We start from the raw sequence: 12,081 nt of genomic DNA on the forward strand, positions 1-12,081 counted from the left end.
GCCGTTATTTGCCGGCGCTCGCTTCCAGCATCGAAGCTTCCAGGATGTCGAGTGCCTCGCTGAACACGCCATCCTGAATGGTGATCGGCGACAGGAAGCGGATGACATTGCCGTAGACGCCGCAGGTGAGCAGGATCAGGCCTTTGTCGAGCGCGGTCAGCCGCACCTTGTTGGCGAAATCGGCGCTCGGCAGCTTCGTTGTCACATCGTTGAATTCCACGGCATTCATGAAGCCGGGACCGCGGATATCGGCGATCTCCGGCACCTTGTCACGCAGCGATTCCAGCCGTTGTTTCAGCCGGGAACCGAGCTGGTTAGCACGGTTGCAGAGGTCTTCATCGACGATGACATCGAGCACCGCATGGGCCGCGGCGATGCCCAGCGGATTGCCGCCATAGGTGCCGCCGAGACCACCCGGTCCTGGCGCATCCATGATCTCGGCCCGGCCGGTGACGGCGGCTAGCGGAAAGCCGCCGGCAAGGCTTTTCGCCATGGTAACGAGATCGGCGGCGACCTCATGATGATCCATGGCGAACATCTTGCCGGTACGGGCAAAGCCCGTCTGCACTTCATCGGCGATCAACAGAATGCCGTGCTGGTCGCAAAGTTCGCGCAATGCCTTCATGAAAGAGGCGGGCGCCGGATAAAAGCCGCCTTCGCCCTGAACCGGCTCGATGATGATGGCGGCCACACGTTGCGGATCGACATCGGCGGCGAATAGCTTCTTCAACGCCGCCAACGACTGCTCGACGGTGACGCCATGCAGCGGCACCGGAAAGGGTGCATGGAAGACATCGCCCGGCATCGAACCGAAGCCGACTTTGTAAGGCACAACCTTGCCGGTCAGCGCCATGCCCATGAAAGTGCGACCATGGAAACCGCCGCCGAAGGCGATGATGGCCGAGCGGCCGGTGGCGGCACGCGCGATCTTCACGGCATTTTCGACGGCTTCAGCGCCCGTGGTGACGAAAATCGTCTTCTTGGCGAAATCGCCCGGTGTCAGCGCGTTGAGGCGTTCGGCAAGATGCACGTAGCTTTCATAGGGCACGACCTGATGGCAGGTATGGGTGAAGCGGTCCAACTGCTCCTTGACGGCAGCGATGACGCGCGGATGACGGTGACCGGTGTTGACGACTGCGATGCCGGAGGCAAAATCGATATAGCGGCGTCCCTCTTTGTCCCAGATCTCTGCATTTTCCGCCCGGTCGGCGTAAATCTGCGTAGTCATGCCGACGCCGCGGGAAATGGCAGCGTTTTTCCGGTCTGTGAGGGTCGTTGCGGTCATTGTTGCACTCCAAAGGGAGGAAGAGAGTTGGAATTAACTTGCAGAACTTCTGCAAAGCTTATAGAAAATTCCTACATTTTTCCTGCAAGATATCAAGTGAGATCTTGTGAGGGTGACAAGAAAGCGGTCGACGGCCACGCAAACGGGCCGATCCATGCTAAGCAATCCAAAAGACTGAGATCAGGGACTATTGGCAATGAACAGCAACGAGCCTGTACGCTACAAGGTGGCGGAGGCGGCGCGCCTGGCGGGCGTGTCGGCGTCGACGCTCCGGCTTTGGGAAAGCCAGGGTCTTGTCGTTCCCAGCCGCTCCGAGACTGGACATCGGCAATATAACGCCGACGACGTTGCGCGATTGAAGCGGATTTCCTGGTTTCGCGCCGAGCGCGGGCTCAATCCCGCGGCGATCCGTGAAGCGCTGGAAACAGAGGATGCCTCAACCTCGGCGGATGGTGGAGAGCCGGCCATTCTCTCGGGCATCGGCCGCAAGCTCAGGTCTTTGCGGCACGCCGCGGGCAAAACGTTGGAACAGGTCGCCGCCGAGATGGGGATGACGTCATCGACGCTGTCGACACTGGAGCGGACCTCGCAGGGCGTCAGCTTCAAGACCCTGCACGATCTCGCCGATTACTACGGCACGACCGTCTCACGGCTGTCGGGCGAGGAGCGCGAGGATATCCCCGCGCTGATCCGATCGGGCGAGTGGCGCGCCTGGCCGGAAACGACGCCGGGCGTCACGGTGCAGTTGCTCGCCGAGGGAAAGACGATGATGGATTGCCACCGTTTCGTGCTGGCGCCTGGGGCGACCAGCGAGGGCGCCTACCGTCATGACGGCGAAGAATTCATCCATGTGCTGTCGGGCCGGCTGGAGCTGGTGCTCGACAGCGACCAGTTCTTCGATCTTTCGCCCGGCGATTCGCTCTATTTTGAAAGCCGCCGCTATCATTCCTGGCGCAATCGTCACGATGGCGAAACCATATTGCTCTGGATCAATACGCCGCCGACATTTTAAGCCCCGCGCAGTATCGTTATCTCCTTGTCTGTTCTATAGAACAGGACGAAAAAACGAATTCAGGCGATAAAGAGCCAGGAGAGTTTCATGGCTGCGACCATCCGTTATCACGAAGGCGATATTTCCGCCGCCGATGCTGCCCGCTACGCCGGCGCCATAGCGATCGATACCGAAACGCTCGGCCTCATCCCGCGCCGCGACCGGCTCTGCGTCGTGCAGCTTTCGCCGGGCGACGGAACCGCTGATGTGATCCGCATCGCCGCTGGCCAGAAAGAGGCGCCGAATCTCGTCGCCATGCTTGCCGATCCCGCACGGGAGAAGATCTTTCACTACGGTCGCTTCGATATTGCCGTGCTGTTCCACACTTTCGGCGTGACCACCACGCCGGTTTTCTGCACTAAGATCGCCTCACGCCTCTGCCGCACCTACACGGACCGGCATGGCCTCAAGGACAATCTCAAGGAGATGCTCGAGGTCGATATTTCCAAGGCGCAGCAGTCATCCGATTGGGCGGCTGAGACGCTTTCACCTGCGCAGATCGAATATGCCGCCTCCGACGTGCTTTACCTGCATGCGCTTCGCGACAAGCTGAGGGAGCGCCTTGTGCGCGATGGCCGCATCGACCATGCCAATGCCTGCTTCACTTTCCTGCCGACCCGGGCGAAGTTGGACCTCCTCGGCTGGGAAGAGACCGATATTTTCGCGCATAGCTGATCGGCAGAGCTAAAAGCGAATTGAACGGGAAAGTCGGTGCCGCCGATACGGCATCCGCTTTTATAGTTAGTAATCTGTTAAGAGACATCCTGCTATTCTATCCCTGATTTCATGTATTCGACCGACGCCTTCCCCGCGTCATCCAGCCGGTCCCCGGCCTTCGAATTGTTATCGGCCGCATGAGCGGACCTTGATTGAACCTGCCTTCTGCTTCCGTCGTCGTCTTGTCAGACAAAGGAGCATGTCATGTTGTCTCCCGTGAGTACCGTGTCTGCTTTGGGTACAGCCCTTGAAAAGCCGGTGGTTGCAACCGCCGAAACGTCCGGCGTCCAAACGGCGGCGACTCCGCTTGCCGTGCTGTCGAGCACGGTGAACGCCAGTGTCGAGGGTAAGCTGAACATGCTGCTGGTGGCGGCGCGCGAGCGTATGTTCGACAGCCTGCTGTCTGCCATCGACGACGCTAGCGTTGCGCTGAATGTTTCGCGCGGGCCGGACGAGAGCAATGCCGCTTTGGCGCAGCGGCTGGCCGATACGATCCGCAGCTTGCCGCCACAGCAGCTTGCCGTGGCCCAGCAACTGCTGGATACGCAGGCAAAGATGCCGATCCCTTTGCCTCTCATTGCCGAGGCTCTGGACAATCCGGATGGCCCGGAAGCGGTACAAATTGCCATCAGCCTGGAGGCGGCACTGACACAGGAGCCTGATGCGGTCATCAAGGCCGTCGTCAATTCCTATGGCCAGAATGCCGGTGAAACGGAGACGGTTGAACCGCAGGTCCCGGTCCCAGCACAGGCGGCGCTGAAGAATACCGACGCCGCTCCCACTACCGCAGCGGCGGCCTTGCCGGCCTCGCCGGAAAAAGCAGCAACGCTTGTATCCGCGGCCGCAACGTCTGCCCCCTCCGCAACTGCCGCCCAAGCTCCCGGGCAAACCCCGGCGACGGCGATCCAGGGTCAAACAGCTCCCATTCCCGCGGCAGCTCTGGACCCGAAGATGCTGCCCAGCCCGGAAACCGCGGCAACTCCGCAGGCCACTCCAAATCAGCAAGTTGCGCCAAATCAACCACCCACCCCGGTTCTGCAAGCCGTAAGTACACTTCTCGTTGACGCCAGCGTCGGTGAGATCGTTCATCCGCAAAGTGCCGTCCCGATAGAGAACAGCGTATCGTCCACAGGAACGGCGTCGCTCGCCGCGTCCACCGGAACCAAGCTCCCAACCGAGATCGCGCTGATCAGATCGCCGATCACGCCGCCGCCCGTGCCGCGGGATATCCAGCAGATCAGGGCCGACATCAAGGAAGGGCTGCAAGTTGTGATCGGCCGCGCCATGGACGTCGCCGGCCCAGATCTTCTGCAGATCATCGAGGACAACGCGTCGGTGGCAGAAAGGATTGTCGCGCAGGCGCTTGCCGCCAATGCCGCCGACCAGAGGGACGTGCAGTCATTGCCGCAGACAGCCAGTGACGAGGTCATCAGGAACCTCGCCGCAACGATGGCAAGCCAGAATTCAGCTCCCCTTGAGGAGACATCGAACGTACCGGCCGCCGCGGCCGCACTTCTCGGCAAATCCCTGGGTGACACGCTGGCGGCACCCGCCATGGATATGCCCGATACCGCCGCGCAGACGGGAGCACCAATCCCGCCGCAAGGTATTCCTTTTGCGATCGCACAATATTTGCCGGCGGACCTGCCCATTGACGACGAGGATCTCGAGCGGGTCAATCGTGTCGACCCCGCCGATGACGAGGAACATGAACAGGGCGGAGAAACGGCGCAGGACGAAAGTGAAGACGATTCCCAGCCTGAGGAAACGCATCAGTCGGCTGCGGAGGCATCCGATGAGGCCGACGCTGAAGCCGCTTCCCCGGAAGTAAAGGTCGTTGCGCCGAAACCGCTCGCGCTGCCGATGCCCGCGCCGAGGGATCCACTGCATGATCACGCCTTCGATTTCTATCGACGCATGGTGGGTTGGGAATAGCCGAACTGCATTGGAGGGCCGAGCGTTCATTTGAATGCGCAAAGGTCGCTCCAGGGTCAAACAAAAACCCGCCGGATTGCTCCGGCGGGTTTTTTATCTCTATCAGGCTTGCCGAAGATTATTCGGCGTTGCGGTTCTTGAGAGCCGCACCCAGGATGTCGCCGAGCGAAGCACCCGAGTCGGACGAACCGAACTGAGCGACTGCTTCCTTTTCTTCCGCGATTTCCAGAGCCTTGATGGACAGCATGATCTTGCGGTCCTTCTTGGAGAAGTTGGTGACGCGGGCGTCGACAACCTGACCGACCGAGAAACGCTCCGGACGCTGTTCGTCGCGGTCACGCGACAGATCGGCGCGACGGATGAAGGAGGTGATATCGTCGTGGTTGACGAGCTTCACTTCGATGCCGCCATCGTTGACTGCGATGACTTCGCAGGAAACGACTGCATTCTTGCGCAGTTCGCCGGAAGCGGCGGCTTCGCCAACGCTGTCCTTGCCGAGCTGCTTGATGCCGAGCGAGATGCGCTCCTTGTCGACATCGACGTCGAGAACGACGGCCTTGACGACGTCACCCTTGTTGAACTCCTCGATGACCTGTTCGCCCGGACGGTTCCAGTCGAGGTCGGAGAGGTGCACCATGCCGTCCACATCGCCGTCGAGGCCGATGAACAGGCCGAATTCGGTCTTGTTCTTGACTTCGCCTTCGACTTCGGTGCCGGCCGGATGGTTGCGGGCGAATGCTGCCCACGGATTTTCGAGCGTCTGCTTCAGGCCGAGCGAGATACGGCGCTTGGTCGGATCGACTTCGAGAACGACCACTTCGACTTCCTGGCTCGTGGACAGGATCTTGCCGGGATGAACGTTCTTCTTGGTCCAGGACATTTCCGAGATGTGGATCAGGCCTTCGATGCCCGGCTCCAGCTCGACGAACGCACCGTAGTCGGTGATGTTCGTAACGGTACCGGAAATCTTCTTGCCTTCCGGATACTTGGCCTGGATGCCATCCCACGGATCGCTCTCGAGCTGCTTCATGCCGAGCGAGATACGGTGGGTTTCCTGGTTGATGCGGATGATCTGAACCTTGACCTGCTGGCCGATGGACAGGATTTCCGACGGATGGTTCACACGGCGCCATGCCATGTCGGTGACGTGCAGCAGGCCGTCGATGCCGCCGAGGTCAACGAACGCACCGTAATCGGTGATGTTCTTGACGACGCCGTCAACAACCTGGCCTTCTTCGAGGTTCTGAACGATTTCAGAACGCTGCTCGGCACGGGACTCTTCCAGAACCGTACGGCGGGACACGACGATGTTGCCGCGACGCTTGTCCATCTTGAGGATTTCGAAGGGCTGCGGGTTGTGCATCAGGGGCGTGACGTCGCGGATCGGACGGATGTCGACCTGAGAGCGCGGCAGGAAGGCGATAGCGCCGTCGAGATCGACGGTGAAGCCGCCCTTGACCTGGTTGAAGATGACGCCTTCAACGCGTTCACCAGCTTCGAACTTGGCTTCGAGCTTGATCCAGCTTTCTTCGCGGCGAGCCTTTTCGCGCGACAGAACGGCTTCGCCAAGCGCGTTTTCGATACGCTCGACATAGACTTCGACTTCATCGCCAACCTTGAGCGTGCCGTCCTTGGCACGCGCACCGAATTCCTTCAGCGCAATGCGGCCTTCGACCTTGAGGCCGACGTCGACAACGGCGACGTCCTTCTCGATGCCGGTGATGATGCCCTTGGTGACATAACCTTCGGCCAGATCGTTCTTGGCGAAGGACTCTTCGAGAAGGGCTGCGAAATCTTCGCGAGAGGGGGTAGCTACAGACATAAAATCTCCTGGCGTGTCCTTATTTTCATTGGGACACTGATGCGCCGGTGGTTCGTGTTGAACAGGCCTGAACCCAGTCCGCCTTCCCTTAGGGAAAGCTATCCGGCGCTTGGACGGAATTTCAGGCTTTTTCCAAGTCGGCGGCTTCGTGCGCAAAGCACGCGAAAGCCGCTCGCATTTTAGGCATTTCGGCTCAGACCGGCGTCGATGATCGACTTTGCCATCTGAAACGCCGCTTCTATACTCATTTCCGAGGTATCAAGCAAGTGCGCGTCTTCCGCCGGCCGCAGGGGGCTGTCGGTGCGGCCCATGTCCCGCTCGTCCCGCCGTTTCACGTCCTCGAAAATCGCCGCATAATCGGCGCTGCCGCCGGTGCCGACGATTTCGTCGTAGCGCCGTTTCGCCCTGACTTCGGCCGATGCCGTGACATAGATCTTCACCGGTGCATCCGGGCAGACGACGGTGCCGATATCGCGTCCGTCCAGAACGGTGCCCGGCTCCCTCCGCGAAAAGGCCCGCTGTGCCTCGACCAGCGCGCGGCGCACCGCCGGCATGACGGCAATCTTCGATGCCGCCTCGCCGATCTCGTGCTTCGACAGGACGGCGCGATCGAGCCCGGCGAGATCGATCTTGCGCGCCATCTTCTCCGCCACCGCCTCGTCGTCGAGCGGCAGGCCGGCGTCGAGCAGGGCTTTGGCGGTCGCCCGATAGGTGAGGCCGGTGTCGAGATGGTGAAAACCATATTCCTCGGCGATCCGACGCGCCAAGGTTCCCTTGCCTGCCGCAGCGGGTCCGTCGATGGCGATGATCATTCTTTTTATATCCCTGCCTACGGTCTCGATATTATTTGTCGTATCGCCGCACCAGATCGGCCATTTCGGCAGCGTCGGCGTGGCGGATTTCGTCGAGGCCACGGGCTACGCCCTGCCGGTCGGCGACCGGTCTGTTCTGGCTGACCTTCCATTTGCCGTCGATTGCTGTGATGTCGATCTCGATGCCGATAATGCCCTTCAACTGGGCACTGATGAACTCCGGCGGGGCATCATCGACGCCCCAAGGCTGCGGACGGCTATTCTCATTTTCGCCGGTGAGCGCGCCGATCTGCTCGCGCAGCCAGGACGGATCATCGATGATGCGGGCATCGCCGCGCACCTGAACGATGGCATAGTTCCAGGTCGGCACGACCTTGCCCGTCTCCTGCTTCGTCGCATACCAGGACGGCGTGACATAGGAATCGACGCCCTGAAAAACGACCAGCACGGGTGCACCCGCTTGAATCTCCCGCCACTGCCCGTTCGCCTTGGCGATATGGGCCTGCAGCGTGCCCTTGGGCGAGAGGTCTGTCTTCAGGTGAAACGGGACGGGATTGGCGATCAGGCCGCCGTTGCCTGCCGTGATCAACAATCCCAGCGGGTATGCGCGGATCAACGCATGTTGCGTGCCGAGATCCTCTTCGCGAAAATGTGGCGGCTGATACATGGTCCCGAACCGTTCGCTATCGTCATCCTGAGCACATCATAAGGCCGATGGCTCAGGATGGCTATTCGCGCGCTCTAGCAGTCTTCGGCCTCGATCGTCGCGCCCAATCTTGTCATCAGGTCAAAAAATTCCGGAAAGCTGGTGGCGATCATGGTAGAATCGTCAACCGCGACCGGGTGCTCCGAAGCGAGGCCCATGACCAGGAAACTCATGGCAATCCGATGATCGAGATGGGTCCTGATCTGACTGCCACCAGCGTTGCCGAGACCTTTTCCATCCGGCCGGCCACGTACCGTCAGCGAAGCCTCGCCTTCGGCGCAATCGACGCCATTGAGCTTCAGCCCTTCGGCAACCGCCGAAAGCCGGTCGGACTCCTTCACCCGCAACTCTTCCAGCCCAAGCATGACCGTCGTGCCGTCGGCGAAGGCGGCGGCCACGGCGAGCACGGGATATTCGTCGATCATCGACGGCGCCCGTTCGGCCGGCACGGTGATGCCCTTGAGCGCGGAGGAGCGCACGCGCAGATCGGCGACATCTTCGCCGCCGGCGAGACGCCTCTCGAGAATTTCGATATCGGCGCCCATCTCCTGCAGCGTCAGGATCAGGCCGGTGCGTGTTGGGTTCATCAGCACGTTGCCGATGGTGATGTCCGACCCGGGAACGATCAGCGCTGCGACCAGCGGAAAGGCGGTCGAAGAGGGATCGCCGGGAACGTCGATGATCTGGCCGGAAAGCCTACCCTGGCCCTCGAGGCTGATAGTGCGTACGCCATCCCTGTCGGTCTCGACCGAAAGTGCGGCGCCGAAGCCCGCGAGCATCTTTTCGGTATGGTCGCGGGTCATCACCGGTTCGATGACGGTGGTGATGCCGGGCGCGTTGAGGCCGGCGAGCAGCACGGCGGATTTGACCTGGGCCGAGGCCATCGGCACGCGATAGATGATCGGACTGGCCGTCTCCGGCCCGTGCAGCGTCACCGGCAGCCGGTCGCCTTCGCTGGATTTGACCTGCACGCCCATCTGCCGCAGCGGATCGAGGATGCGGCCCATCGGCCGCTTGGAGAGCGACGCGTCGCCGATGAAGGTGGATTCGAAGTTGTAGACGCCGACGAGGCCCATGGTCAGGCGGCTGCCGGTGCCGGCATTGCCGAAATCGAGCGGTGCTTCCGGGGCGAGCAGCGCGCCGTTGCCGACGCCCTTGATGATCCATTCGGCCCCGGTCTTCTCGATCCTGGCGCCCATGGCCTGCATGGCCCTGCCTGTATTGAGCACATCCTCGCCTTCGAGCAGGCCTGTGATGCGGGTTTCGCCGGCAGCCAAGCCGCCGAACATAAGGGCGCGATGCGAAATGGATTTGTCGCCGGGAACGCGGATGGTGCCGGAAAGATTGGTCGAGCGGCGCGCCGTCGCGGGCCGCGAATGAATGTCTTGCGGCATGGGCAATTCCTTTGCGATGCCGTTATTTACGCCGCATTATCGTTGGCTTAGCTCCTTTTGCGCCAACTGCCCTGCGGTTCACGCTGGCTCGTTACCATAGACCCGTTGCCGGGTCATCCCGGAATGCTGGGAAAACCTGCCTCGACGTATATAAAGTTTGGCTTTGACAGAAAGAGCGGTAACGATTAAGGGGACCGGCTGATAATTTCCCTTAAAACGCCGGCTTGGACGGCATTGCCGAATCTTCATTCGGCCATTCATGAGGCTTTGACAGTGGCGAAAGCGGAACTTGGAACAAAACGTACCGATCCCGATACCGGCAAGAAGTTCTACGACTTGAACCGGGACCCGGTCGTCTCGCCCTATACCGGCAAGTCCTGGCCCTTGTCCTTCTTCGAGGAAACCTCGGCTTCGAAGGAAGTTCCCGAAGAAGACGAAGTGGCCGAAGTCGATACCGAAAACACGGAAGTCGAACTGGTGTCGCTCGAAGATGCCGATGAGGCTGCCGCCGGCGACGATATTCCGGATATCGGCGATGACGATGTCGAAATCGGCGATGATGACGACGATACCTTCCTCGAAGCCGATGAAGACGAAGATGATGACGATATGAGCGACATCATCGGCGTCACCGGCGACGACGACGACGTTTGATCCGCAAACAGTCGGCCCGGTGAACGAGAAAAGTTTTCCGGGCCGAAAAATTCGGCTTGCTATCTGCAAAAACCAGAAGTAATAAGCCGCCACCCCGACGGGCGAAACGCTCTGAAGGGTCCCAGGACCGGTAGAACCGGTACCACCTTGATGGGGCTATAGCTCAGCTGGGAGAGCGCTTGCATGGCATGCAAGAGGTCAGCGGTTCGATCCCGCTTAGCTCCACCAGCCTTCGCTCTCCGAGCTTCGCGTGGCGCAGCCGCGGGAAACCGTTAGGCCGAAGCAGTGCCCGGCATAGCCCGCAGGGCGGCGACGGGCTCAATCTCAATCACAAGCTTTGTGCAAGGCAGCCGAGGGAAACCGTTGAGTCGGGGCACTGCTCGATATGACTCGCGGAGCGACGACAAGCCGAATGTGGTACGTTTACATTCTCCAGAGCGTCGATTTTCCCGAACAACAGTATACCGGATCGACCTCGGATCTTAAGCAGTGACTCGCTGATCACAATGCTGGCAAATCGACTCATACCGCAAAATTCGAACCTTGGACTTTGCTCTGGTATTCAGCATTCCCGGACACATCGAGCACTGGAATTTGAGAGATATTTGAAGTCTCATTCCGGCAGGGCTTTTGCCAAGAAGAGACTGATTTGATCGTGCTGATTTGCCGACAACCCGGACGCCATTCTCGTTCTGACAAATTGTGAACGCCAATTCGCCGCCACGCATCGGAACACCAATCGAAATAGCCACATTGCAGCGCACAAAAATCTGCTAGGAAAAAACGAATCTTTTTTTGCTAATGCTCTTGAGAGCTCCAGCTCGACACGCCCGAGGATGTATCTTGTTCGTTTTTTCGAAACTTGTCTGGATTTTGGGTCAGCCGCTGTCACTGGCTTTTTTCTTCGGCGCATTGGCGCTGATCGGCAGCCTTGTTCACAGACGCTTTGTTACTGTCGTCTCGACGCTGCTGTCGATCCTGATCCTGTTCGTCGCGCTCTATACGACGACGGGCGCCTATATCGTCCAGGGATTGGAGGAGCGTTTTCCGCGTCCGGCTGGTGATCCCGCCGATCTCAAGTGCATGATCGTTCTCGGCGGTGCTACACAGAACGAGGTGACGACGGCGCGGGGTGGCTATGAGCTCGATTCGGCCGGTGACCGTCTCATCGAGACGTTGCGGCTGGCGCAGAAATATCCGCAATCGCGCGTCGTCATTTCCGGTGGCGACGGCTCGATCGGCGGCCATTATGAGGGCGATGCCGTCATCTCCGAGCGATTCTTTTCGGCGTTCGGCATTGCCAAGGACCGGCTGGTCGAGGACACGACCTCGCGCACCACCTTTGAAAATGCCGTCAACACAAAGGAGCTGCTGGCGCAGAACGGGCTGTCCGGCTGCTTGCTGATCACCTCCGGCTTCCACATGCCACGTTCCGTGGGCATCTTCCGCAAGCAGGGCATCGACATCGTCCCCTGGCCGGTCGATTACCGCAGCACGGGCAAGGAGACGCTCGGCTTCGATTTTACCCAGCCGTCGTTGAATGCGCAGTTGCTGGCGACCGGCATCCGCGAATGGATCGGCCTCGTCGGCTATTACGCCGTCGGCCGCACCTCGGCGCTTTATCCCGGCCCGTAACCACGTGGCCCGGCCCGTAACCACGTGGCCCGGCCCGTAACCACGTGGCCCGGCCCGTAACCACGTGGCC

The 12,081-nt window shown here is 60.3% G+C and carries 10 protein-coding genes, 1 tRNA gene and 1 pseudogene; 7 read left to right on the forward strand and 5 right to left on the reverse strand.

From position 1 onward, the window contains the following. Positions 1–4: 4 nt before the first annotated feature. Positions 5–1,285 carry a 4-aminobutyrate--2-oxoglutarate transaminase gene (locus FHT86_RS35785; protein WP_133704672.1) on the reverse strand — a complete coding sequence of 427 codons (1,281 nt, stop codon included), beginning with the start codon at positions 1,283–1,285 and terminating at the stop codon, positions 5–7. Between the two features lie 196 nt (positions 1,286–1,481). Here FHT86_RS35785 and FHT86_RS35790 point away from each other — a divergent pair, with 196 nt between their 5' ends. From FHT86_RS35790 to FHT86_RS35800, 3 genes are all read left to right on the forward strand, one after another. Further along, positions 1,482–2,297: a MerR family transcriptional regulator gene (locus FHT86_RS35790; protein ID WP_133704671.1), complete on the forward strand. Its 816-nt coding sequence runs from the start codon at positions 1,482–1,484 to the stop codon at positions 2,295–2,297. An 87-nt stretch (positions 2,298–2,384) separates the two neighbouring features. Next, positions 2,385–3,011: a ribonuclease D gene (locus FHT86_RS35795; protein ID WP_133704670.1), complete on the forward strand. Its 627-nt coding sequence runs from the start codon at positions 2,385–2,387 to the stop codon at positions 3,009–3,011. Between the two features lie 246 nt (positions 3,012–3,257). Next, positions 3,258–4,988, forward strand: a complete 1,731-nt coding sequence (locus FHT86_RS35800; RefSeq protein ID WP_133704669.1) for a hypothetical protein — start codon at positions 3,258–3,260, stop codon at positions 4,986–4,988. 118 nt (positions 4,989–5,106) lie between these two features. On the opposite strand, the gene rpsA is transcribed toward FHT86_RS35800, so the two are convergent. From rpsA to aroA, 4 genes are all read right to left on the reverse strand, one after another. Further along, entirely contained in the window at positions 5,107–6,810 is a 1,704-nt protein-coding gene (rpsA, locus tag FHT86_RS35805) for a 30S ribosomal protein S1 (RefSeq protein ID WP_133704668.1), read from the reverse strand. 179 nt (positions 6,811–6,989) lie between these two features. After that, positions 6,990–7,622 carry a (d)CMP kinase gene (gene cmk, locus FHT86_RS35810; RefSeq protein ID WP_133704667.1) on the reverse strand — a complete coding sequence of 211 codons (633 nt, stop codon included), beginning with the start codon at positions 7,620–7,622 and terminating at the stop codon, positions 6,990–6,992. A 31-nt stretch (positions 7,623–7,653) separates the two neighbouring features. Continuing rightward, entirely contained in the window at positions 7,654–8,289 is a 636-nt protein-coding gene (locus tag FHT86_RS35815; protein ID WP_133704666.1) for an FMN-binding negative transcriptional regulator, read from the reverse strand. Between the two features lie 74 nt (positions 8,290–8,363). Then, positions 8,364–9,722, reverse strand: a complete 1,359-nt coding sequence (gene aroA / locus FHT86_RS35820) for a 3-phosphoshikimate 1-carboxyvinyltransferase (protein ID WP_133704665.1) — start codon at positions 9,720–9,722, stop codon at positions 8,364–8,366. A gap of 273 nt (positions 9,723–9,995) precedes the next feature. On the opposite strand from aroA, the gene FHT86_RS35825 reads away from it, so the two are divergent. The 4 genes and pseudogenes from FHT86_RS35825 (at position 9,996) to FHT86_RS35835 (ending at position 12,011) form a co-directional block, all read left to right on the forward strand. Continuing rightward, a complete protein-coding gene (locus FHT86_RS35825; protein ID WP_028754673.1) occupies positions 9,996–10,376 on the forward strand; it encodes a TIGR02300 family protein in 381 nt (126 codons plus the stop codon). Between the two features lie 152 nt (positions 10,377–10,528). Then, positions 10,529–10,604 (forward strand) — tRNA-Ala (locus FHT86_RS35830). Between the two features lie 184 nt (positions 10,605–10,788). Continuing rightward, positions 10,789–11,029, forward strand: a pseudogene (locus FHT86_RS38365) (GIY-YIG nuclease family protein). 190 nt (positions 11,030–11,219) lie between these two features. Then, a complete protein-coding gene (locus FHT86_RS35835) occupies positions 11,220–12,011 on the forward strand; it encodes a YdcF family protein (protein ID WP_133704664.1) in 792 nt (263 codons plus the stop codon). The last annotated feature ends 70 nt before the right edge of the window (positions 12,012–12,081 follow it).

The organism is Rhizobium sp. BK313 (genome assembly GCF_014193655.1).
Classification (GTDB): Bacteria; Pseudomonadota; Alphaproteobacteria; order Rhizobiales; family Rhizobiaceae; genus Rhizobium.

Coding starts and splice junctions, on each gene's coding strand:
- FHT86_RS35785 (WP_133704672.1), bottom strand. CDS start 1,285: ATGACCGCAACGACCCTCACAGACCGGAAAAACGCTGCCATTTCCCGC.
- FHT86_RS35790 (WP_133704671.1), top strand. CDS start 1,482: ATGAACAGCAACGAGCCTGTACGCTACAAGGTGGCGGAGGCGGCGCGC.
- FHT86_RS35795 (WP_133704670.1), top strand. CDS start 2,385: ATGGCTGCGACCATCCGTTATCACGAAGGCGATATTTCCGCCGCCGAT.
- FHT86_RS35800 (WP_133704669.1), top strand. CDS start 3,258: ATGTTGTCTCCCGTGAGTACCGTGTCTGCTTTGGGTACAGCCCTTGAA.
- rpsA (WP_133704668.1), bottom strand. CDS start 6,810: ATGTCTGTAGCTACCCCCTCTCGCGAAGATTTCGCAGCCCTTCTCGAA.
- cmk (WP_133704667.1), bottom strand. CDS start 7,622: ATGATCATCGCCATCGACGGACCCGCTGCGGCAGGCAAGGGAACCTTG.
- FHT86_RS35815 (WP_133704666.1), bottom strand. CDS start 8,289: ATGTATCAGCCGCCACATTTTCGCGAAGAGGATCTCGGCACGCAACAT.
- aroA (WP_133704665.1), bottom strand. CDS start 9,722: ATGCCGCAAGACATTCATTCGCGGCCCGCGACGGCGCGCCGCTCGACC.